Raw genomic sequence first — 25885 nt, forward strand, 5'->3', positions numbered from 1 at the left:
ACCTGGGGAACCACACTCACACCATCGTGCGGTTGCGCGGCGCGGACGGCGAGCCGGGGCAAGGGGTGGCGGTGCCTGCGCACGGGCGATCCGGCTTGTCGGTGCTGCTCAACAACCGCATGACCGATGTCGTCAGCGCGCAGGCCGTGATCACTGGAGCCGAGCGGATCTTCGTTCGGCAGGGGCACTTCGGCCCCAGCGCTCCCGTTCATGTCCATGACGCCCAGGGCGGCTGGATCGGCACCGGACGCGCCGTTCCAGGACACGGCGCCCTCTACGTCGTCCGGACACCGCAGGGCGCCCTCCAGTTGGAGAACGGCGGCGGCCCACTGCCCGGCATGACCCGGACCGACCTGGGCGACGGACGGGTGCTGCTGGCGGGTGACCGCGTCAGGACCGCCGTCACCAGCGAGGGCGCGCCCCTGCCCATGCTGGCGCTCCGGGACAGTGCCATGAGGCACACGGACCTCCTGGTCATCGGCGTGCCCGGGCGTGACGGCGGCCCGGCGGTCTACCAGGGCGGCCGACGTCTGCCCGGCGCGGTGGCCCACCTCTTCGGCGGACGGCGGATCGCCGTGGAGATCTCCACGGGATCGGGCCCGCTGGTGTCGTTCCACGACCCGAACGGTCTTCAGGTCGGCAGTCGTTCCGGTCTGCTCACGGGTCCTCGGCCGGAGGGTGGGATCGGGTTCGTCGATGGGGTTCCGGTGCTGGTCCGGGATGGTGTCGAGGTTCCGGGGTCCACCGTGACGGGGCTGGGGCCGGGTCGTCATCTGGTGGAGCAGGAGGGTGCCGCTCCTGGTGTCCTGGACGGGGCGGGGAACTGGGCCAATGTCGATATCGTGCGGCTCCGGGACCGGGCGGGGCGGCCCACCGGCGCGCTGCTGATCCAGAACATGTCGGGGGAGGGAGCGCCGGAGGTCTTCCGCCCCGGCCAGGGCGTCACCCGCGAGACCGTCAGCGCCGGGACCGACAGGCGCACGCTGGCGATATACAGCGCGGACCGCCGGCCCCAGGCCGTCTACACGGTCCGTGGCGACCTGCTCGACCGGTTCCACCGCGGCACGGGTCCGTTCGACGACATCACGGTGAGGATCAGCCATCGAGGAACGGCGGAACCGCTGCGCGCCGGGGCGAACGGACAGTTCGAAACGGCGCGGGAGGTGACCACGCACCGACTCGGGGGAGATGGCCACGTATTCGAACGGGGGGACTACCAGTTCTTCCTGGACGCCTCGGGGCGGGCGAGCCGCGACGTCGTCCGCCTGGGCAACGATCACCGCGTCGGCGGCTTCGGCGCGCCGCCCGTCAGGTTCGTCACGACGCCGAGGGAGGGCGTCGACGGCGCGCCGGTGCTGTATGAGAACGGAATCCGCAGTGACGTCCCGGTGACGCGGGACGACGGAGTGTTCACCCTGCGGCAGCCCTTCGGGGTGCAGGTGTTCCGGTCGGACGGCGAGTGGCAGTTCTCGCAGGTCGTCCCCGACGGAGGTCCGCTGGCCGAACTGCTCGGCCCCGACGTCGTACTGACCTTCTCTCCGCACAGACTCCGACCGGAAGTAGACGATTTCGCCGACACGGTGCGGGACCACCGGGTGCGGATACTGAGCCGCGGGTTCCTGGTGTCGGTGGACGGCCGGCACGGCATGGTCGACGCCGCGGGTGCCTTCACCCACCACGTCACGCTGTCCGGTGGCCCGGGGAGCGATCCGCGGCATGGCTTCCTCGCCTCGCCCGTGGACGCGGCCTTCGGCACCGGAGGCCTCCTCTACGGCGCCGGTTACCGCCTGCTCGGGACCGCCCACGCTTTCGACGGGGGTCGGCTGGCGGAGCTGGGCGACGGCTTCCGGTTCTTCGCGCCGCTCGACGGTGCTCTTCCGCGGGTGGTGGACCGCGCCGGTGCCGAGGTTCCGGGCTCGGAGGTCGTGGAGCTGGCGGATGACGTCTTCCTGGTACGGGCCGGGGGCAGAGCCGGTGTCGTGGACGACATGGGCGTCCATGTGCACGGCTCGGCGGTGCTGCGGGGTGCGGATGGGGAGGAGAGCGGCTTCTACCTCGTACCACCGGTCGGTGGGGGTGAGCCGCTGGTCTTCCGTGGTGATGGCGCGCCGGTGAGCGATGTGGTGGTGGGCGGCGGTGTGGTGTCGTTCTCGTGGGGTCGTTCGTCGTTCGAGTTCGATGTGTCGTCGGGTGCGCTGGTGTCGTGGGAGGTGGTGCCGGCGTCCGGGCCGCTGGCGGGTGCGGCGCTGCGGTGGGCGGAGGGTGCTGATTGGTCGTTCCGGTGGGTGGGGTCGGATCAGCTCCTGGTGACGGCTGGTGGGCGGCGTTTCCTGGTTGACGCGGATGGCGTCGTGTCGCGGCCGGTGGTGGTGCTGACCGGTCGTGAGGAGCGTCCGGATCTGTTGGTGGTGCCGTCGCTGGACGGTGGGGTGTATCCGCTGCCGCGCGGTATGGACGGCTCGGTCGTGACGGACAGCGTGGTGCGGTGGCTGCCCGATGAGACGATCGGGCTGCGGGGTGCTGATGGTTCGGTGGAGCGGTTCGACGGGGCGACGGGTGAGTTGCTGCCGGGTGGTGGGGACGTCCCGGCGATGGGTGCGTTGCGGCCGGACGAGATCCGTGCGCTGAGCCCGGCGGACCGGGGCCTGGTGGCCGCGCGGGGAGCCGAGCCGGAAGGTACTTCCGCACCCGTTCCGTCGTCCGCGTCGCCTGTGGGGTCGCAGTCGTTCATGGCGGCTCCGGTGACGGGGATTGTGCCGGGTGAGTCGGTGGGGCTTGTTGGTCGTGGTGGTGAGCACATCACTGTGGTGGTGGCGGGCGGGGGTGTGGTTGCGCAGCGTGGGGGTGAGTCGTTCGGGGATGAGGTGTGGGTTTCCGAGCCGTTGGTGACGGTTCGGGTCGGGGATGTGGTGTCGTTCTTCGGGCGGCACGGTGGTACTGGGTCGTGGGTGTCGGATGTGCGGTTGTCGTCCGATGGTGTGCCGTCTGTTGTGGCGCCGGTGGGCGGGGGCACGTTCGTTTCGCGGTGGGACGGTGACGCCGGCACGTTGGTGGTGTTGCCGAGTGGCCGGGGCGTGGTGGTGGGCGGCGCGGGTGTGGTGACGCACACCGCGCTGGCTGTGGAGGGTACGGGGGCGCTGTCGCGGACGGTGATCGTCCGGCCGGTGGGCGGGGGTGATGCGCTGCTGGTGCGGGAGGCGTCCGGGGAGCTGGTGTCCTCGGATGTCGCGCGGCTGGCGGACGGTTCGCATGTGGTGATGGTGGACGGGGTCGCCACGCTGGTGGACCGGGCCGGCAGCGCGTGGGGTGATGTCCAACCGCTGGGTGCGCTGGGTGCGCTGGTGCGGGGGCCGGGCCGCGACCCGGTGGTCATCGACACGGACGGCGTCCACACCCACAACGCGACCGCACTGGACGACGGCACCGGCCGGCTGCGCTTGGTCCCCGTCGGTGGTGGCGCGCCGGTGCTGCTCGACCGGGACCTGCACATCCTTCCGGCGTCGAGGGAGACCGTCCCGGGCACCCTGCCCGCCGATCCCCCGGCGACGCGTCCGGGCCACTACCGTCTCAACGACGAGCACCGGGTGCAGGACCATGGCGACGGCGCCTACACGGTGTACGACTCGACGACGGCGCAGCAGCGGAGCGACCTGTTCGTGCGCCTCCAGGACCGTACGGGCGCGTTCACCGACCGGTACCTCCAGGTCCCGGAGCTCGGCAGCGAGGACTTCCCCACGGTCTACACCCGGGGAGCCACCGGCTTCACCGCCGAGCTGGACCGCGTCACGGCGACACTGGGGAACACCCGCCTCCTCGTGGCGCGGGACGGCGGCTACGAGGTCTTCGACGGCACCGGCCGCCTCATCGACTCCGGCCCAGGCGCTCTCGACGAGGTGATGCGCGGACGCCGTCTGGAACTCAGTGACCCGAGCGACCCGCATCTGGTCACGACGGACGGCGGCGAGCGGGTGCTCGACGCCCCGGTGACACAGGTCGGCGCGGAGCGTTACCTGGTCACCTCGCCCGATCACCGGCCGGTGGTGGTGAACGGCAGTGGCGTCCACACGCACGACGTGATCCCCCTGCGCGGTGAGGACGGGCGAGACACGGGACAGTTCTTCATCGTCTCCCTGCTGCCCGGCGACGACTTCCTCTTCGCGGGCGGCGAGATCGTCACCCGGACCGTGGGGCCGGCCGGCCGTGGCGCGTTCTTCGTCGAGGCGGGCGACGGGCAGCGGATCGTGTTCGACACGACGGGCACGCGGGCGGGTCGTGGTGTGCCCCTCGGACCGGGACGCTGGCTGCACGTCTTCGACGACGGGCGGCAGCCGGTCGTGCATGCTCCGGGCACCACGCCGGGCGAAGTCAGGGCGTGGAACCTGCCGGACGGCCACTTCGCCATCGTCCACGTCAGTGGCAACGGCAGCGTGGTGAACGGCCAGGGCGCGCAGACCCACATGTCCACCGGATGGGTCAGCCGACCCGGTTGGACCGACGGGCACCTGGTGTTCCGCCCCGTGAGTGGCGAAGGCCCAGGACACTTCGTGCACTGGGACGCCGGGCCGCTGCCCGACCCGGTCCGGGCCGGGAACGGTCTCATCCGCGTGGGCACGGATGAGCGCGCTGTGCTCTACGGGCGCGACGGCAACGGCAGGTACGTCCCCGAGTACTCGGAGTTCCGGCCGACGGACGGCCCGCTGGCGGCACTGCTCCAGGGCGATGCGCTGCACTTCTCCCACCGGGCCGACACCCCGCACTCCGTCGTCGGGGGCGCCTCGGGCGGCCGCGTGACAGGGCTGGACGACGACCTCGTCCTCGTCGAATCCTCCGCCGGGCGCGGCATCGTCAGCAGCTCGGGTACCTACCTCCATGACGTCCAGCCGTACACCGGCCCCGGAGCCACCGGTACGGACCGGCTCATCGCGACGCCTCATGGAGAGGGCGGTGACGGAACCGCCGCCGACCGGATCTGGCTCGACGGCGCGGACATCAGAATGGAGGATGGCTTCGGCAGCGCGAAGTTCTTCACCCATGGCGGGACGTTCGTCGGCGCCGTGCACACGATCAGCGGCAGTCGGTTCGACGGCAACCGCCTGGTGGTGCCGCTCGACGGCCGGGACCATCCCTATGTGGCCACCCCGGACGGGGAGCGGATCACCGCCGTCCCTGTGCTCACGCTGGAGGACGGCCGCTATCTCGTCGGCACTTCCGATGGCGAGGTGATCCTCAGCAACCGGGGCACGCACACCCACCGGCCCGTCCACACGGTCGAAGAAAACGGTGTCCGCACCGGTGGCTTCTACGCCGTCCCGCTGAGCGGCCGGGGGCCCGCGCCGCTGTACGGGGAAGGGGGCGAACTGCTGGGCGAAGGCATGGCCCGCTTCAAGGGCAATGTGATCACACAGGACATCGATGGCCAGGTCACCGTCATCGACGGTGCGGGCCGGACCCTGGACCACGAAGGTTTCCACGGCTTCCTCGACGCGAGTCACGGGTACGCGCTCGACCTGTCCGGCCCGCGCCCCCTCCTCACCCACCTCCTTTCCGGGCGTGAGGTACGCGGCTCGGATGTCGAGTGGAAGGGCGGCGATCTTTTCCTCGCCGTGTTGTCCGGCCGCAGCCCCGTCGGCATGTCGTCCACGGGTAAGGTCACGCACGACTTCGCGCTGTTGGACGATATGAACGGCGAACCCATCCTTGAGATCGCTGTCCCCGTGTCCGGGGACGGGCCGACGCTGGTCTTCGACACAGGACGCAGGACGGCGAGGGCTGCGACCGTCGTCGAGCTGACCCCCGACGGCTTCACGGTCGTCAGCGGCAACCGGACCGACACCTTCTCCCTGTCCGGGGAGATGCTCGGCAGTGTGGTGCGCCCGGCCGGAGGATCGCTGCGCGGATACGATCTCCTGCTCACGCCAGGCCGGCCGCCGCGTGCCGTGCCCCGTGACGGGGGCGACACCGTCATCGGCACACCGCTGTGGGACGACCTCCACCTCGTGAAGACCCGCCATGGGCGTGCTGTCGTGGACACAGGCACCTGGGAGTACCTGTGGGACGCGGTGCCTCTCCAGGGCCAGTTCGGCCGGCCCACGGGGACGTACGCCTTCCTCCCCCTGGAGGGCGGCACGGCCCGGCCGTGGCTGGCCGTGGACGGTGCCTACGTGCCCGTCGAGGTGAGCAGGGCGCGCGGCAGCGATGGCATCGATGTCGTGACGCTGACGTGGGGCGCGGGAAGCCACCGCTTCCGTGCCGACAGCGGCCAGTTCGCGGGCAGCACCTTGACGGTGAGCGACGACATCCTCGGTCCGGCGGCTGTTGTCGTGCGGGTGGACGGGCCGAGGCTGCCGTCCCGGGTGACGGACGGGGCGGGCATCGGGATCCCCAACTCCTCGGCGCAGAGTCTCGGTCACGGCTGGACCCGCGTCACCATCGACGGGCAGCACTTCTTCGTCGACATCGACGCCACCACGGTCGTCAGTCTCGACCCCACGATGGTCGACCGCCTGCTGCAGCTGACAGGACGTGAGGGAGGGCGCCCCCACGTACTGGTGATCATGTCCACCGACGGCAGGCCGTACCCGCTGCCGGTGGGTACCGACGGTGTCCCCGTGTTCGGCACCACGGTGCGGCGGCTGCCGGGCGGCGACCTGGTGCTGCACGGTCCCGATGGGGCGTACGAGCGGTTCGACGGGGTGACGGGCTCCTTCGAGAGCGCGACCCCCGCCCTCCCCGTCCTCCCCGGTGCCAACTGGCCGCGGAACGAGGAGTTCCGCCTCCTCAGCGATGAGCACCGTGACCAGGTGCTCGACCTGCTGAACGGCCTGGACACCGCTCACGCGGTACCGCCGCGGGACCTGTCGCCCGCCGGCCCCGGTTCGGACAGTCTCACGGTGGCTCCGGTGACGGGGGTGTCGCCGGGCGAGAGTGTTCTGCTGTCGGGTCGCAGTGGTGAGCGCATCACTGTGGTGACGACGGATCAGGGCGTGGTGGCGTCGCGGAATGGGGAGCCGTTCGGGGATGAGGTGTGGGTCTCCGAGTCGCTGGTGACGGTCCGGGACGGGGATGTCGTGTCGTTCTTCGCGCGGCGTGGCGGTACCGGCTCGTGGGTGTCGGATGTGCGGTTCCCGTCCGATGGTGTGCCGTCGGTGGTGGCGCCGGTGGGCGGGGGCACGTTCGTCTGGCGGTGGGAGGGTGATGCCGGGACGTTGGTCACGCTGCCGAGTGGCCGTGGTGTGGTGATGGATGGCCGGGGTGGGGTGACGCATACCGCGCAGGCTGTCGAGGGCACGGAGGCTTTGTCGCGGACGGTGATCATCTCGCCGGTGGGTGGGGGTGATGCGCTGCTGGTGCGGGAGACGACCGGGGAGCTGGTGTCGTCGGACGTCCGGCGGATGTCGGACGGATCGCACACCGTGACAGTGGACGGCCGGGACGTACTGGTGGACAGGGCCGGCAGCGCGTTGGGTGTTCTTGACGTGTTGCCGGGGAATGAGGCGCGGCTTCTGGTTCCCGGTGGCGATGCGGCCGCGAATGCGGTGCATGTGGTGGACGGGCGGTGGCAGCGGTTCGACGGTCTGCTGACCGTGGATCTGGAGTCGATGGGTTCGCTGCATCCGCTGCCCGGCGGTGAGACGTGGCTGTTCCGTTCCGGTGACGGGGATCTCGCCTACGTCGTGCGGATGGAGAACGGACGGTGGCAGCAGGTCGAGGGCTCGTTCGCCGTGGGCCTGGGTCCGCTGGGTTCCGTGGTGTATGCGCCGGGCCGTGAGCCGGTCGTCATCAACGCGGAAGGTGTCCATTCCTATGACGTGACGGTTGTGACCGATGGCCCTGGTTTCCTGCGTCTGACGCCGGTGGGCGGCGGTGCGCCGGTGCTGCTCGGCCGCGACCTCGAACGCCTCCCGAACCCGATCGGGCAGGTCGACGCCTCGCCGAGCGATCTCTCACGCGCGCCTGACCAGTGGGACGGGGCAAGCGACGCGGTCGACCTCGGTGACCGCTTCGTCGCACGCGACCGCTCCGGCACATGGCGCTGGTCGTGGGGCGATGGTCCCGGCGACGTGTTCACCCGGCTTCTGGATGACGCGGGTCGGCCCACCGACCGTTACCTCTTCCTTCCAGGACCCGGTCAGCCGGGTACTCCGACGGTCTTCGAGGGGACCACCGGGCTGACCGCTCTGCCGGACCGGGTCATCGGGCTGCTGGGGAACACGCGGGCTCTGGTGCAGGGGGCGGATGGTTTCGAGGTGTTCGACGGCGCGGGCCGGCTCCTCGAGTCGGGTCCCGGGCGTCTTGACGGTGCGATGGTCGGGAACCGTCTCGACCTCGGTGACCCGGATCATCCGCGCCTGGTCGGCGACGATGACGCGGAGGTGGTCGGTTCGCGGGTGAGGCGGCTCGGCGAACACGGCTATCTGGTCACGGCGCCCGGACACCGGCCGATGGTGGCCGACGCCGACAGGAACCACACCCACGACGTGATCCGGCTGCGGGACGACGACGGGCGTGATACGGACGGGTTCGTCATCGCCCCGCTGCACGGGAACGGGCGAGCCCTGTTCTTCCCGGGCGACGGCGGCCGGCCTCTCCGCGCGGTATGGCGTGACGGCGACGACGTGTTCTCCGTCGGACCGGAAAATGCCCGGCGCGTCCATGAGATGTCGGGCACTCCGGTCGGCCACGCTGTGCCGCTGGAAACGGGAGACACGCTGTACGTCTTCCACAACGGCTGGGAACTGTTCATCAACGCGCCGGGCGACCACTTGCACGGCCTCGTTCCCACGGTTCTCCCGGACGGGCACGTCGGAGTCATATTCCACGACGGGCGGGGCCTGGCCGTGAACACCGACGGCCTGCGGACCCACACGGCCGTCGGACTCCTCGACGCGGTGGATCAGGCCGACCGGAGCGTGGCGTTCGTTCCGGTGAACGGCGACGGACCCGGGTACCTCACGACCCGGGAAGGTGTCCCGCTGCCCACTCCTGTGATGGTGGAGAACGGTCTCATCCGTGTGGGCACCGGCGACGACGCGGTGCTCCACGGATGGGACGGGGCCGTCCTCGATCCGGCGGACGGTGGGATCAGCGGCCTGACCGTGCCCCGGCCGGGGACGGAGGGCCGGCCCACGACCCCCTCGGATGGCACCGAGGCGGGGTCGCAGTCGTTCATGGTGGCTCCGGTGACGGGGATCGTGCCGGGCGAGTCGGTCGTGCTGCGGGGTCCGCAGGGCGGTGAGACGGGGATCCGTGTGACGGTCACGGACCAGGGGGCGTTCCTCTTCCGGAACGGTGTGCATGACGCGGCGGCGGAGGTGCGGGTCACCGAGTCGGTGATCACGGTGTTGTTGGACGGCCGGTTGTGGGTGTGGGGGCGTGAGGGGACGTTCCTGGGGCGGCACTTCACGGACGGTCCCCGTGGGGCGCAGGCGTTCGTTCCGGCGTCGGGTGACGGTCCGGTGGTGGCGTGGGCGCCGGACGGGTCGTTCGTCGTCTCGCGTGACGGGGTCGGTGAGGCGTTCACGAGCCGCAGCGCCCCTGTCGCCCGCATGCGGGGTGTGCCGGGTCTTGACGGGCACACGCTCGTCTCCCCGGCCGGTGGGCGTCCGTTCGTCACCGACGGCGACGGGCGGCGAGTGCCGACCGCCCCGCTCGGCGACGACGCGCTCGCGGTCCATGTCCCCGGCCGCCGGCCCCTGGTGATCGGCACCCGGGACGCCCTGGAGGTGCGGGAGAGCAGGGTCCACGACCTGGGCGACACCGGCTTCGCCGTCGAGGCACCGGGCCGGGGCGCGGTACTGGTCGATCCCCAGGGGGCGCACACCCACACCGTCCACCCGGCGCCGGGCGAGAGCGGCCACCGCCTCGCACTCCCCGCCGACGGGCGGAGCGCCCCGGCCCTGTACACCCGTGACTTCCAGCGCCTCGACACAGCGGCGACCCATGCGGACGGCCCGCGTGTCACCACGCTGACGGACGCCTGGGGCCGCCCCAACGGCGAGGTCGCCGTCTGGCAGACGAACGCCGGTGTGGGCCGGCTGGTCGCGGCGGACGGCACGCCGCTGCCGGGGCATGCGGTCCGCGGGGACGGGGGCATCAAGGTGATGCCCGACGCGACCTGGGGTGCCACTCGCGTGTACGACGGTCAGGGCGCCCTGCTGCGGACCGACATCACTCCCCGGGGGTCGGCGTCCACCATCCAGCGCTCCGCGGACGGCACCCTGCTCCATGTCGTCGACGACCGGGGCCGGGTACGGGCGGATCTCCGTGTCCGTGAACTGGAAGATGTCGGCTTCCTGGTCGAAGGCGTGCAGCGGACGGCGTACGACATCTCGGGGCGGAAGATCGACGTCGTACGGCTCGCGAACGCCGCGGGCGCGCCGGACGGCCGGAACCTCGTGCGGACGCCCGACGGGTGGCGGCTGTTCCAGGGTGACGATGTGCTGTACGCCCTGCCCGATCGGCCCATGGTGTCCTTCGGGGGCCGCCGGGTGCTTGTGGAGCGCGACGGTGTCCTCGACGTGTACCAGGACGGCAGGCTGGTCCATTCCGGTCCTGGCCGTGTCGAGGGTGCGATGCACGGCCATCGCCTGGACTCCTCCGGCGGTCGTCGTGTGCCCGATCTGGTGGACGGGGACGGGCACACGGTCCTCGGCTCGACCGTCCACGAGCTGACGGGCGGGCACCTGCTGGTCCAGGCCCCGGACCTCCGGCCGGTGCTCGTCGACGGGCAGGGCATCCCGGCCGGGGACGTCCTGCCGCTGCTCGACGACGCGGGGCGGGCCACCGGCACACTCGCCGTCATGCCGTCCGGCGACAATCCCGGCCTCCTCCTCGTCCGCACCGACGGGACCCCGCTGCCACTCCGGCTGTTCCGCTTCAACGACGACGGCACCCTCAGCGTCACCCCCGGAGGGGGGAGATTCGTCAAGTACGACATGGCCGGACGGCAGATCCACCACGGGAACACCCAGACCCTGGGCGAGTCCCCGGTGCGGGTCCGCATCACCTTCGACGGGCAGGAACGGCCGACCCCCACCGTCACGTACACCCGCGGCAGGGGCAGGGAGACCGGCACCGCCGAGGCGATCGGCGACGGAACGTTCCTGGTCCGGATCTCCGGTACGGCGGGGGCCGTGGTGGACGGCCGGGGCGTGATCACCCACCTCGGGGTGCCGCTCACCCGGAACGGCGCCGCCGACGGCACCATCGCCATGGTCCCGGTGCGGGGCAGCGGCCCCGGCGCCCTGGTGACACCGGGCGGCATCAGGACCGGCGCCGTCGAGGCCACCGACGGCGGCCTCATCCAGGTGCGGCACGACACGGGCCACAGCGTGTACGAGCCCGGTGGAGCCCTGCGCACGGACGTCCGGGCACCGGCGAGCGGCCCGCTGCACGATCTGCTGGGCGGCGCCCGCCTGGAGATCCCGGCCGGCGCGACACCGGCCATCGTCCGGCCGGGCGGGGCGCGGCCGGACGACCTGGTGAGCCCGCTCGGCCCCGACATGTTCCTCGTCCGGACGTCCGCGGGCCGGGGCATCGTGGACGGCGACGGCGTCCTCACCCACACGGTGCGGCCGGACGGCGCCCCCACCGAGGGCCACCTCGTCGCCACCCCGGTGGGTGCGGAAGCCGACCGTGCGCTCGGGGACCGGGCATGGTTCGACGGCGCGACGCTCCGGGTGGACAACGGCCGGGGCGGCGCCGCGTTCTTCGCGGACGACCGTCACCTGGGCGATCTCGTCACCGTGCACGGCGGCGGGCTCGACGGCCACCGGATCGTGGACCCGGCGGGGGGCAGGCCGTACGCCGTCACGGCCACGGGGGACCGGCTCGGCCTCAGGGTGGTGGCCCTGCACCAGGACGACGGCTTCCTCGTCGGCACAAGGGCGGACCGGCTGCTGGTCCGCCCCGACGGCACCACGCACCGTCCGCTCACGCTCCGCGACAACCAGGGAATTCCGAACGGGAGCTTCGCCGCCCTGCCGGCCGGAGGCCGCGGCCCCACCCGCATCTACACGGACGCCGGCCGACAGCGCAGCGGCTATGCCGTGACGGACTTCGACGGGAGCCGTATCCGCGGGGAGTTCACCGCGGGCCGCTACTTCGTGTACGACGGCACAGGCACGCTGGTGGGCACCGGCAGGGGGTCGGCGGCCGACGCCATGGACGGTCACCGGCTGGCCGTCTCGAACGGGGGACGCTCCGAGATCACCACCGCCACCGGCGGCGATGTCCCGGGCCACTGGGTGCGCAACCTCCCGGGCGGCCACTACGAGGTCCACGTCCCCGACAGGTGGCCGGCCGTGGTGGACGCCTCCGGTGAGCGCACCCACGACGTCATGCCGCTGGTGAGCACCAACGGCAACATCGTCGAGTTCATCGCCGTGCCGCTGGGCGGCGGTACGCCGCGGAGGCTGCCCGCCGCCCGTGACGGGGTGCCGGAGACGGTCCCGTCGGTCGTCGTACGCGACAACGTGTTCCGGATCGAGGACGAGGCCGGCACCTACACCTTCACCATGGGCGGCCGGGAGAGCACGCCCATGATCCGCCCGAACAGCGGCACCCTCGCCGGGTACGAGCTGCGGCTGCCCCCCGGCGGGACGCCCGGCATACGGCGGCTCGACACCGAACGGACCGCCACGTCGGTCACGCCGGTCGGCGGAGGTCATTTCCTCGTCACGGTGCCCGGGGGACGGGTCCTGGTCGACGACGAGAGCTGGTCCACCCTCGCCTACCGGAACGTCGTCCCGCTCACCGCGAGTCCCGGCAGCCCGTCGCGGATGTTCGCCGCGGTGCCGACGGACGGGGCGGGCGATGTGCTCGCCTTCCGGGACGACGCGCTGCTCGGCACCGGGGTGCGTGGCGCGGACGGCGCCCTCACGCTCGAACGGGGCGGCGGCATCCTCCGCTTCCGTCCCGACGGCACCGCGCTGACCACGTCGGTGCGCATCGAGGAAGGCCCGCTCGCCGGCCACGGCATCCGGGGCGACGCCTCGGGACCGCTCCGCGTCACGGACCCGGACGGCCGGCCGGTCCCCGGCTCCTCCGCTGCCCCGCTGGCCGACGGCCGGTTCCTCGTCACCACCGGCTCCGGGCGCTTCCTCGTCGACGGGGACGGCACGCTGGAGTTCCGGGTCACGCTCCTGTGGGGCCGGGACGGGCACCCGGACCTGTTCGCCCTCTCCGACGAGGCCGGCCGGCTCCACCCGCTGCCCCGCACCGCGCACGACCCCACGTCCCCGGGCACCGAGGTGCGTCAGGGGGACGACGGGCACCTCACCGTGCACGAACCGGACGGCACGGTCGTCCGCTACACCGTGGGGACCGGCCGGTTCGTGGACTCGGTGCCGGGCGCCCCCGGATCTCCGGAGGCGCCGAGCACCCCCCGGGAGACGGGCCGGTTCGCGGACGAGCCGCCGAGCCCCGGATCGTCCGCGTCGGACGGCACAGCGACGCCGCCCCTGCTGGCGTTCCCGGTGCACGAGATCGTGGACGGGCAGCGGCCCATCCCGCTGGGCGGACAGCCCGGTGAGCCCGAACTCACCGTGGTGCGGACACCGGACGGCGCGTTCGCGTACCGGGACCGGGAGATCGTCACCCGGCAGGTGCTGTTCCTCGACGGCGGCATCGTCGCCGTCCAGGTGCGGGACACGGTCAGCCTCTACGACGTGCGCAGCGGCGTGGAACTCGGCGCGGCCAGCGTCTACGGCACCGACCCGCTCGGCAGGTTCCGTCTGACCGGACCGAACGAGGGCGCCGTGCCGCGCGTCGTCGACGAGCACGGCGAGGAGGTGCCCGACGCCGCGACGGTGCTGGAGGGCGGCCACGGAACCCTCGTCCACGTGCCGGACCGGCCGCCCGCCGTCGTCGGCGCCGACGGCCTGTACAGCCACACCGTCACGCGCGTCTCCGGCGAGGACGGCGCGCCGACCGGCACGTTCGTCATCCGCCCGCTGGACGGCTCCGCCACGGGCGTCGCCTTCCGGGACGGCGGACACCTGCTGCGCGACCGGGTCCATTTCCAGCAGGACGGCTCGTTCTTCCTGACGCGGGACGGCGCCGGCACGCTGCACGGTCCCGACGGCGCGCGGCAGGGCCGGGCGTACGCCGTGCCACGCGTGGACGAAACCTTCCTCGTGCTGCCGGACGCGGGCGGTCCACCCGGCCTGCTGAGCCCCGGCGGCCCACCGCCCGCCGGGGCGTCCACCCGGCCGCTGGACGGCGTCGGCACTGTGGTCGACCTGCCGGGATACCGCCCGCTCGTGCTGGACGACCGGGGCGTCCACACCCACGACGAGATTCTTCTGCGCGGCGCCGACGGCGAGGCGACCGGGGACATCGTGCTCCTCCCGGTCGACGGCCGGTCGGACGTCATGCTCCACACCCCGGACACCGCCGCCGCGCCCTCCGGCGCGCCCGTGTCCTACGACAGCGAACGTGGCCTGATCACGGTCGCTGCCGTAGGAGACGGGCGCGCCGGAGGGCGGCAGGCCGTGTACGACATCGACGGCTGGCCGGTGCGGCAGGACTCGCCGCGCCCCGACGGGGCCGTCCCGCTGCGCGGCATGGACGGCGCCCCGACCGGCGAGTTCCTCACCACGCACCCCGGCACGGGCAGGCCGGCGCTGTCCGACGAAACCGGGCGCATCCTGGACCTGGACGTGCGGACGGACGGCGGCACCATCGAGGTGTGGCGGGGAACCACCGTGGACACCTACAGCGCGACGGGCGCGTTCGGGGGCCGCCAGGTGACCGTGCGGCTGGACAACGGCGACAACGCCACCCTCGTCATTTCGAGGGACGACCCGCCGGTCCTCCTGCACGGCGATGATGCGCCCACCCCCGTCACCCGGATCGGCGGCAACGGCTTCCTGATCGGGTCGGACGGCGGGCGGCCGGTCATCGTGGACGGATCCGGTGTCCGCACGCACGACCCGCTCCCCCTGATCGGCTCGGACGGCAGGCCGTTGGGTGTCACACTGCACGTCCCGACGACCCGTGGCGGCACCGCGGCGGTGTCCGGGCCGGGCGGCAGGCTGGTGACCGGCCAGGTCCTCGGCACGCGGGACTCGGTCGTGTTCACCGCCGCGTTCGGCGACCGCGTCATGCGGTTGGACCGCCGGGGTGCCCACCTCGCCGACCTCCCGGGGACCCTCGCCGGGCCGATGCACGGCAGGCGTCTGGACCTGACGGGGCCTGACGGTCCGCGCCTGGTCGACGGACAGGGCAGCACGCAGGGCTCCCCTGACGTGCGGGCTCTCGGTGACGGCGGGTTCCTGGTCGGCGGCACGCCCGGCACCAGGCCGGTCATCACGGACCACACCGGGGCGATCACCCATGAGGTCATCCCCCTGCCCGGCCGTGACGGCGACGAGTTCGTCGCCGTACCGGTGCGCGAGGGCCACCCCTACGCGCTGTACTCCTCCGCGAGCGGCACACGCCTCGACGTCCCGGTCGAACGGATGGGCCACCTCTTCACGATCACCCGGCAGGGCGGTGCGCGAACAGACATCCACTACGCCGACGGCACGTTCCGGGGCCACCTGCAGGAAATCCGGCAGGGCACTCTGCTCGTCGGCCGGACCGTGTACGTGCACGCCGACGCGACCCGGCGGCCCGATCTCCTCATCGGGCGCGAGCGCGTCCAGGACGTCCACTTCACGTCGCTGGGCGACGGCGGACACCTGGCCATCGGCCCCGAGGGCGCATTGGCCCGGCTGGACCGCGACGGGGTCCTCACCCACGAGGCCGTCCCGCTCCGCGACGCCTTCGGGGAGTTCACCCCGGGCCGCGCTCTCGTGCCTCTCGACGCGCGGGAGACCGAGGTGGTGCTGTGGCGGGAGGACGCACCGCTGACGCTCGCCCCACGAGGAGTCGACGGCTCGCTCGAAGTGTCCCGGGGCAGCGCCGGTCTCGGCTTCGACCGGCACGGCCAGTGGGTGGTGACCAGCGTCACACCTGCGCCGGCACGGCCCCAGCCTCTGCTGGACACGCTGCTGGGCACCGACCGGCTTGTCATCCCCGCCCACGAGTCGCCCCTCGTCCTCGGCCCGAACGGGCTGAGGTCCACCGACTCGACGGCCGTGCGGCTCGACGACGGCTCGGTGCTCCTCACCACCCCCCGCGGCGGTGCGCTGGTCGACTGGCAGGGCGACCTCACCCACGTGGTGACGGCCCGGCCCGGTCCGGACGGCGCCGAGCGGCTCCACGCCGTTCCGCACGGCCCGGCCCGCCGGGGAGGGAACGTCCCCGCGGAAGCGTGGCTGGACGGCGCGCGGCTGCGGGTGGACGACGCGACGACGGCTGTCTTCCTCGCCGCGGACGGCGGACGGGTCGGGCGCGCCGTCTTCGTCGAGCGGGGCACGAATTCGCTGGTCATTCCCGACGACCCGGCGGTCAGGCCGTACCTCGTGGACAGGGACGGCACGCGCCTGGAGACCGTCGAGGTGACCCGGACCGTGGACGGGACGTTCCTCGTCACGGCGTCGCGTGCCGGCGAGGTTCTGGACGGGGACGGCCGGTGGACGGCCGACGTGACCATGCTCGGTGGTGCGCACGGCCAGGATCCCGACCTGATCCTGACCCTGCCGGCAACCGGTGGATTCCAGGCTGTGTACCGCACCGACGGCACGCTGGTCACCGAGACGGTCTTCAGCACGCTCGGCGGCTCCCGCGTCACCTTCGAGCGGGCCGGTGTGGTCGAGACGTACACCGACGGTCTCCTCGTCGGCTCCGAGCGCGGCACCCTCCTGGGGGCCGTCGCCGGCAACCGAGTGGTGAGCATCGACGGCGAGACCGTCCTGGTGCGCTGGAGCGACGGGACGCGGGCCGGTGACGCGACGGAGGTCGGAGACGGTTCGTACCTCATCCAGTCCCCGGGCCACCGCCCGCTCGTCCTGCATCCCGACTCCGGCGAGTTGACGCACGATGTGATCGTCCTGCGCGGCGACGGCGCGAGCGAGCAGCGGTACGTCGCCGTGCCGCTCGACGACGACGAGAGCCGGACCATGGTGCTCACCGCCGACGGCCGGGAACTGCGGGACACCGTGTACCACCGGGACGGCCCCCTGTTCAGCCTGGACTCCGGCAGCCACGGGCTCGTCTACAGGATGAACGGCGACTTCGCCGGCCACTCCCACGCCGTGCCCGCGGGGCCCCTGGCCGGCCGCCGGGTGGTGTACCCGCCGGACGGCGGACGGCCGTGGATCGCCGACACGTACCTGAACGTCCTCCGCGACTCCTCCGTCACCCGGATCGAAGGGCTCGCGCAGGACGTCGAACGCTTCCTGGCCGAGGTGCCCGGCGCGCACGCGATCCTCGGCGAGCACGGTCTGCCGACGGAGGACATCGTGGTCCCGCTGCCGGGGACGCAGGGCGCCGACCGGCTCGTCGCCGTCCCGTCGGGCGCGGGCGCCGGCCCCGCCGCGACGGACCGGGTCTGGATCGACGGCGCACGGCTGCGGACCGACGACAGCGACGGCGGCTTCGCGACGTTCCACGACCGCTTCGGCCGTGTCCACGGCACCTCCGCCACGCTCGGCGGCGGCCCGTTCGACCGGCTCGCGGAACCGCCGCGCCTCGTCCTGCCCGCGCACGGCGACCCGCACCTGCAGGCCGCGGACGGCACCCGGCTCACCGACTCCCCGGTGGTGCGGGTGGCGGACGGTCTGTACTTCGTGGACGTCCCCGGCGCGCGGGGCATCGTGGACCGCTTCGGCGACCTCACGCACGGTGTGCTGCCGCTGGCCGGTCCGCGCGGCGCGCACACCGGCCTGTTCCTCGCCACACCCGTGCACACCCCCGGCGACCCCGTGCTGTTCCGGGGCGGCGACGGCACGGTCGTGTCCACCCGGGTGGAGTTCACGGAGACGGGCATCGAGGTGCGCCGTGGCACGGCGGTGCACCGCTACGGCACCGACGGGCGGTTCGCCGGCGCCGAGATCCTGGTCTCCGGCGGTCCCGCCGACGGCTTCCGGGTGGAACCGACGGCGAGCGGCGGCATCGACGTCACCCGCCCCGAAGGCCGGGCCGTCACGGCGTCGCCCCGGTGGGTCGGCCCCGACGCGCTGCTGCTGGAGCGGAACGGCCGAGGCGCGCTGGTCGCCCCGGACGGCCGCTCGACCGGTGTCACGGTCCTGTCGGGACGCACCGGCGGGCGGCCGGACCTGCTCGCCCTGACGACCGGTACCGGCACGCCGTACCCGCTGGCGATGGCGCTCGACGGCGTGTCCGTCATCGACTCGGTGGTGCGGCGGCTGCCCGGCGGCGACCTGGTGCTGTACGGCCCCGGCGGCACTTTCGAACGGTTCCACGGGACGACGGGCCGGTTCGACAGCGAGGGCGACGGCGCCATCGGCTCCAACTGGCCGCAGGCCGACGAACTCCCCATGCTGCGCCCCGACGACTACGGGCGGCTCGCCGAACGGGCGCGCCTCCAGAACGCCGGGAACGCCGGCGCCGACGCGGCCACCCCGCCGCCCGGGGGCGAGACCTACACGGTGGCCGTCCTCAACGGGATCGAGCCGCACCCAACCGTCACACTCCGCAACCGGGACGGTGGCCCGACCGGCCTCACCCTGCGGTCGACGCCGGCCGGCCCGGTCGTGTTCCGCGACGGCACCGAAACCGCCTATCCGGTGACGCGCGGCACGACGGAGCTCTCCGTCGACGTGAACGGCACCCGGTGGGTGTGGAACACCGACGGCTCGCTGCGGACGGCGCTGCGCGTCGGGAACGGCCCCGACGGCCTGACACCGGTGGCCGGGGACACCGAAGCGCTCGACATCGTCCGGCTCACCAGGAACGGCGGATCGGCCGGATTCGTCACCGTGCCGCCCGGTGGCGGCGACGGGCGGCTCGACCGCTGGGCCGACGACCTCACCCCGCTGCCGGACCCCGCGTTCCGGGACCCCGACGGCGGCTGGCTCATCGTCCGGGAACAGGGCGTGTTCCAGGCGTACGACGCGTCCGGCGCCTGGTCGCACGAACTCCGCCGGATCCGGTCGGGTGACGCGGCGGGCACCCTGCTCGGCGACCCCCCGGGCGGCGGCCGTCCGTACCTGCGGGCGGGCGACGGCGGCCCGCTGCCGGACGCCGACGTCGTACGGCTCGACCCGCTCGGCTACGCGCTGCGGATGTCGCCCGACGCGCCCTACTCGGCTCTGAACCGGTCGTTGGGGGAGGGATCGGACCTCGTCCTGCTGCACGACCGGTCCGGCCGGTTCACCGGCGAGTACCTCAGCTGGAGCGGCGGCAACCGGAGCTACCTGCTGCTCGGGTCCGAGCAGCAGGTCAGCCCGCCCGTCCACCAGGACGGCGAGTCGCTCGTGGTCGAACGGCCGGGACGCATCGACCGCTACACGCGCGACGGACGACTCGTCTCCTCCGACCAGACCCTGGAGGGCGAGCTGAGCGCCTTCCGGCTGCGGTGGTCGAGCGACGGCCCGCCGACCCTGCGCGACGCCACGACAGGGCGGGAGGTGACCGGCTCGGACGTCCTGCTGCCCCCCGAGGGCGGTCACCTCGTCCGGCTGCCCGACAGGGCCTGGACCCTCGATGCCGGGTTCGCGCGCACGGGCCGCGCGATCGTGCTGCGCGCGGAGTCCGGCGAGGTGACGGGCCACGTACTGCTGCCCGACGCGGCCGACGCGCCCGCGACCCTCAGGACGGCCGACCTGTCACCGGGCACCGACCGGTTCACCACCGGCTTCGGCGGCCACCGCGTCGTGGTGGAGCGGGACGGCGTCCTCACCACCTACGACGGGTCCGGCACCCCGCTGCACACCGGCCCCGGACGGCTGGACGGCCCGCTGGCCGACCGCACCGTGCACATCCCCGAGGGCGGCGGCGCGCCCCGGATCGGCGCCGGCGCCGCGGGGGCGGCGGACCCCGATGTCCTGCCCCTGGTCGGGAGGGGCGACGCGCCCCCCACGGCCGCACCGGACCGGTACCTCGTCACGATGGACGGCACGCGCCCCGTCGCCCTGGACGTCCGGGGCCGGTGGACGGACGACGTCGTCGCACTGACCGACGAGGCGGACCGCCCGCTCGGCATCCACGTGGTCGCGTCTTTGGACCGCGCACGGCCCGGGGCCACCGCGTACGGCAGCGACGGCGTCGCCCTGCCGGACCGGGCGACCATCGTCCACGGCACGGCCATCCACCTGCCGACGGACGGCGGGTTCGACCGCGTGTACGACATGGCCGGCCGCCTGCGTGGGCGCGCGATCCCGCTGACCGACGAACCGTTCGACGGCGAGTACCTCTTCTTCCCGCTGGGCGGCGGCGCCGCGTACATCGAGGGCACGAACTTCCGGCCCCTGGCGGGCACCACCGCCGTAGCGCTCGGCGACACCGGCCACCTCATCCGGCGCGACGGCCGGTACGTCGTCATCGACACGGACGGTTCGGTCACGCGCGGCCCCGTGTTCCTGGGGAGCTCCACCGGCGGCCTCACCGGGCACGTCGTCGTCCACCCGCTCGACGGGCCGGGCGATGCGGCGGCGTTCACCCGCGAGGGCACACCGCTGCCGTACCGGGTGACGACCGACGGCGAGCGGATCACCCTGCGGGGCGAGCACGGCACCGCCCTCCACACCAGGGACGGCCGCCTGCTGGCGGACAGCAGCGCCGCGCCCGACAGCCCGCTCGGCCGCCTGCTGGGCGGCGCGTCCATCGGCTTCGACCCCGTCAGCCGGTTCCCCCGCGTGGTGGACGCGCAGGGCACGCCGCTGCCGGACGCCCGCCCCGCCGTACCGCTCGGGAGAGTCGGTTTCCTGGTCGAGGTGGACGGCCGCTTCGCCGTGCTCCAGCGTGGCGCGGTCACGCACAAGGTCACCGTCGGGCCCGGTCCCGACGAGCGGCTGATCGCCACCCCGGTGGGCCGGGAGGCCGTGCCACCGGCGGAGGCCGAGTGGGTCGCCGGCGCACGGATACGTGTCGACGCGGCACAGTCCCACCCGGACCGGCCCGCGATGACCTTCCACGACACCGCCGGCCGCGAGATCGGCCGCGCCCGGGCGTTCGAGGGCGCGCCGGAGGGCGGCCCGTGGCGGGACCTCGGCCTGCTCACGACCGACGACGGCGCGCTGCCCCGCCTGGTGGACTCCCGTGGCAGGGCGGTCCCCGACTCGTCGATGACGCACCTCGGGGACGGCGTGTACGTGGTACGCGCCGGGGACGCCCACCTGGCGGTGGACGTTCCCGGGCGGCGGGTCTTCGCCGCCATCGGGCTGCGCGGCGAACTCGGCGCTCGCACCGGTCTCGTCGTGACGATCGCGCCGGACGGCCGGGCGGGGCGGCTCTATGTGGACGGGCAGTTCCAGGCCGGCGCGGAGGTGCGGGTCGAGGACGGCACGATCACCGTGACCCGGCGTCACCCGGGCGCCGGGAAGACCGGGGCCGCCGGGGACCCCGTGGCCGGGGGCGGCTCGGTCGCGGTGTACACCCGGGCCGGCAGGCTGATCAGCCAGCGCGTCGTCATCCGGGGCGGAGCACTCGACGGGCTGGTCATCCGGGTCGACGGCCCGAGGCTCCCGCCCCGGCTGATGGACGGCGAGGGCGACCTCGGCACGCCGGTGACACGCATGGGCGCGGAATCGTTCCTGGTGCGCGGCGAGCGGGGCGGGTGGATCGTCGCCCGGGACGGCTCGGCCCGGGAAACCGGCATCGTGACCCTCAGCCCGGGCGGCGTCCGCCGTGACGTCCTCGTCGTGACGGACCGGCACGGCGTCCTCCGGGAGGCGGCGCTCGGGCTGGACGGTCGCTGGATCAGGGACAGCCTGGTCATCGGTCCGGGATGGACCGGATCGGCCGACACCTTCACCGTCCACCTGGGGCCGGGCACCGGCGGGGGCGCGGGACCGCTCCCGGACGGCGCGGTGGGGCGCTTCGACGGGGCGACCGGCGAGCTGATCGACGAGGTGCCAGGAAACTTCGTGCGGAGCGCGGACGGCCTGTTCATCACCCAGGCGCGGCGCCGTGACGGCGTCGAGACCGCGGTCTGGCGCGGCGGCCGGCAGGTCACCGCCGACGTGGAGTTCGGCGAGACCACGGTCAGCGTCCGCGAGGGCTTCGCGCTGACCACGTACGACCGCCGCACCGGCGCCGTCACGGGCATCGAACGGACCCACTCGGCGGGGAGCGCGCTGGCCGGGTACACCTTCCGCGGCACGGGCGCGCCGGGCGCCGTCCCGACCATCGTCCGGACGGGCGGCGCCGGGGAGGCCGCCGGGATACTGCCGCTGGGAGGCGGCCGGCTGTTCCTCGTGGAGACTCCGGAGGGCCGGAGCGTCGCCATCGACCCCTCCGGCCGGATCACCCACATCGCCGAGCGGCTGCCGGGCAGCGGCGCGGACGGCGGCGTGGAACGCGTCCTCATCCGCTCGCTCAACGCGGCGTACTACCCGTCGGAGCTGTTCCTGGCCGACGGCACACCGGTCGCGGGCAGGGTGACCACTTATGACGGCGGCGGTTTCTCCGTGTCGGACGGCACGGTCGTCACCCATTACCGGCCGAACGGCACCGTCCTGCGGCGGGAGGTCCCCGGGCCGTCCCTGCCCGGTCACGACCGGTCCGTCGTGTGGCTGGTCGAGGGGGAGCCGCCCGTCCTGTACACGCCCGGCAGGCGCCGCGAAACGATCGAGACCCGCACCCAGCCGCTGGACGGCGGCGGCTTCCTCGCCCGTCCGCCGGGCCGCCCCCCCGTGGTGCTCGACAGCGCCGGGGCGACCACCCATCGTGTGGTCGATGTGACGCCGGAGCGGTTCGCCATCCTCCCGCTGGACCGCAACGGCACGGCCGCGCTGTTCGAGGGCCGTGCCCGGCGCCTCGCCGACCCGGTCACGGTGGATCCGGAGACGGGCCGGGCGACCATCGGGAGCATGGGCGTCACGATCCACCCGCAGGGCGCGGTCGTGCCCGACCGGCCCATCCAGGGCGGCCTGTACGACGGCGACCGGCTCGTCATCGGGGCCGACGGCCGCCCCGCCCTCGTCCCGGACGCGACACGGCCCGGGCGCGCGCCGGCGGCCGTGGCCGGCCCGCGCGACGGCCTGTACCTCATCGACGGCCTGGAGGGTGGCGTCCTCGTCGACGGCGCCGGAGCACACCGCCACGGCCTCGATGCCCTGCTGGACGAGGACGGTGATGTCGGGCTGTACTCCATCCAGCCGGTCGCCGGCGAGGAGACCGCCGTGTTCACCGGCGATCTGGAACGTGCCGGGACCGCCCGTCCCGGCGCCGACGGGCCGGTCGTCCAGCAGCGCCCCGGGGTCGAGCGGCGGTACAACGAGATCCCCGAGTTCCTGGGCACGTCCTACGATCTGCCGGGCGGGCACCGGCTCATGGCCGATCCCGACGGCGCACCCCAGCACGTCCTGACCCCGGGCGGCACGGTCCACCCCGACCACACGGTGCGGTCGCTTCTCAGCGGCGGGGTGTACGTCCGTGTCGGAGACTCCCACCTGGTGGTGAACACCTGGCAGGAACGGGTGACCCCGGCCGTGCCGCTGCCCGGCCCCGGCGGGGCGCCCACCGGCCTCTCCCTGGCCCCGGGCGACCTGCTGAACGACGGGCTGTCCCGCGTCCTGCGGCCGGACGGCACCCAGCCCCCGACCACCGTGGTGCTGGACAGGGGCAGCAGGATCGCCACCGAGGCGGACGGCGGGGTCCTCGTCCACGACAGCGCCGGAGCGCTGCTCGACGCCCAGCCCGGGCCGCTGCGCGGCGCCCTGGCCGATCACCTGCTCGACCTGTCCGACCCGGACCGGGCACGCGTCACGCACCGCCCGGACGACGGAGCGGAGGGCGCGGCCGGGGCCACCGAGGTCGCGGGGTCGTCGGCCGACCCGCTGGGCGGGGAGCACTACCTCGTCCAGGCACCCGGCTACCGCCCGGTCGGCGCCGACCGGGACGGCAACCACACCCACGAGATCGTCCGGGTGACCGCCCCGAGCGGTGCCGAGACCTTCGTGGCGCTGCCCCTCGACCGAAGGTCCGGGCGGATCCTGGCGCTCATGGACGGGGCGCGGGCCGTGCCGTCGGGCACGTCCTTCCCGTCGTTCACCGTCCACTGGCCCGGCGGCCTCTCCACCGTCCACGGGACGGACGGCGGCCTCCTGGGCAGGATGCAGGAGATCCGCGCCGAAGGGGCGTTCGAGGACTTCTCGCTGTTCATCTCCGAGAACAGGTCCGTCCGGTCCGAACTGGTCCCGAACGATGGAGTCCTGCACGACGGCACCCTCACGGAGCTGGAGGGCGGCCGCGGGTACCTCGTGGCACTGTCCGACGGCGACTCGGCCGTGCTGAACGGGGACGGCCTGATCAGCCATCGCATCGTCGAGCCGACCGGCTCGTTCGGCACGTCGCACGAAGGCGCGTTCATCGCCGTACCGGTGGACGGGCCCGGGGCCGCCGCGATGTTCCGCAGCGACGGCACCCTGCTGTCCGCGGACGTGACGGTCTCCCCGGAGGGGATCGTGGTGCGCCGGGACAGCGCGGTGACCACGTACACGGACGACGGCCTGTTCGTGTCCAGGGCGATCGACGTCACGGGCGGCCGGGCCGACGGCTTCCGCATCGAACTGACCCTGGGCGGCCGACCCACCGTGCGCGGGCCGGGCGGCCAGTCCGTGGACGACGTGAACGTCTTCCCGGTGGGCCAGGACGCGCACCTGCTGGAGTGGGACGGCGGGCGCGTCCTGGTGAACGGCGAGGGCGGCGGGGCGACGCCCGTCACCGTGCTGCGCGATCGTCCCGGTGCGCTCGACGCGATCGTCATGCACGGCCCGGACGGGGAGCCGTACCCGCTGCCGCTCGGCTTCGACGGCCACACGGACCCCGGCTCGGTCGTACGGCGGCTGCCGGACGGCGGCCTGGCGGTGTTCGGCCGGGACGGGCGGTTCGAGCGGTTCGACGGGGAGACCGGCCGGTTCACGGGCGGCGGCGTGGACGAGGCGGACGCCGGCCGGCTCACCCCCGGGGAGACGGCGAGGCTCAGCGACGCCGACCGGGTGCGGGTCGCCGTCGTGAACGCCACCGCGCTCGGCGGCGCGCCCGCGTCCCGGCCCGTCCTCCCGGCGCCCGGCGCGCCGTTCACGGTGGCCCCGGTGTTCGGCGTCGTCCCGGGCGAGACGGTCGTGCTGCGCACCGCGGACGGCGTCGGGAGCGGCCTGACCGTCGTGATCACCGAGGGTGGCCCGAGCCTCTTCCGGGGCGGGGAGATGCTGGGGCACCCGGTCACCGCCGACGACGCGCTGATCGTGCTCCGCGACGGCGACACGCTGCGCGTCCACACGCGCGACGGCCGGTTCGTCACGGACATCGACGCGCCGCTCGGCCGTCCCGTCGAGCCCAGGTCCCTGACGATCGGCCGGGGAGACGGGGCGATCACGCTGACGCTCGCCGAGGACGCCTCGTACGCCGTGTCGCACGGCGGTGCCACCGTCTCCTGGGACGCCGCCGGTTTCCGGCTCGGGCGCGGCGACCGGCTGCCGTCCGCGTCCGGCCACTTCGAGCTGGTCAGGCCGGAGGGCGGGGACCCCCATGTCGCGGGCGCCGACGGCGCGCGGGTGCCGGGCTCGGACGTCCGGCCGCTCGGTGACGGCTCCCTGCTCGCGACCCTCCCCGACGGCCGCGAGTGGACGCTCGGCGCCGACGGCGTCGTGACCCACCGCGCGGCCGGCACCGCCGCCGCCGACGCGCTGCCGTCTTCGGGCGGTCCCGCGCACGGCACCTCCGACATCCCCGCGCGCGTGCCGAGGGCGGCCGTTCCCGGCCACACGCACCCGCTGGCCGCCGACCCCGCGTACCGGCTCGTCGTGCCGCCGGGGAGCCGGGACGGCTATCTCGTGGACGGCGGCGGCACCGAGGTCGTGGACGCCCCGGT

General features: G+C 73.8%; 1 protein-coding gene (running past one end of the window). It reads left to right on the plus strand.

Annotated features, from left to right (window positions below; translation table 11 throughout):
• Window positions 1-119 precede the first annotated feature (119 nt).
• Window positions 120-25885, plus strand: partial view of a hypothetical protein gene (locus EMA09_RS15540; protein WP_129841626.1) — the 5' portion only. 10519 nt of this gene lie beyond the right edge of the window; the window shows 25766 of its 36285 coding nt (coding positions 1-25766); the start codon lies at window positions 120-122; its stop codon lies off the right edge, out of view.

This window comes from Streptomyces sp. RFCAC02 (assembly GCF_004193175.1).
Classification (GTDB): Bacteria; Actinomycetota; Actinomycetes; order Streptomycetales; family Streptomycetaceae; genus Streptomyces.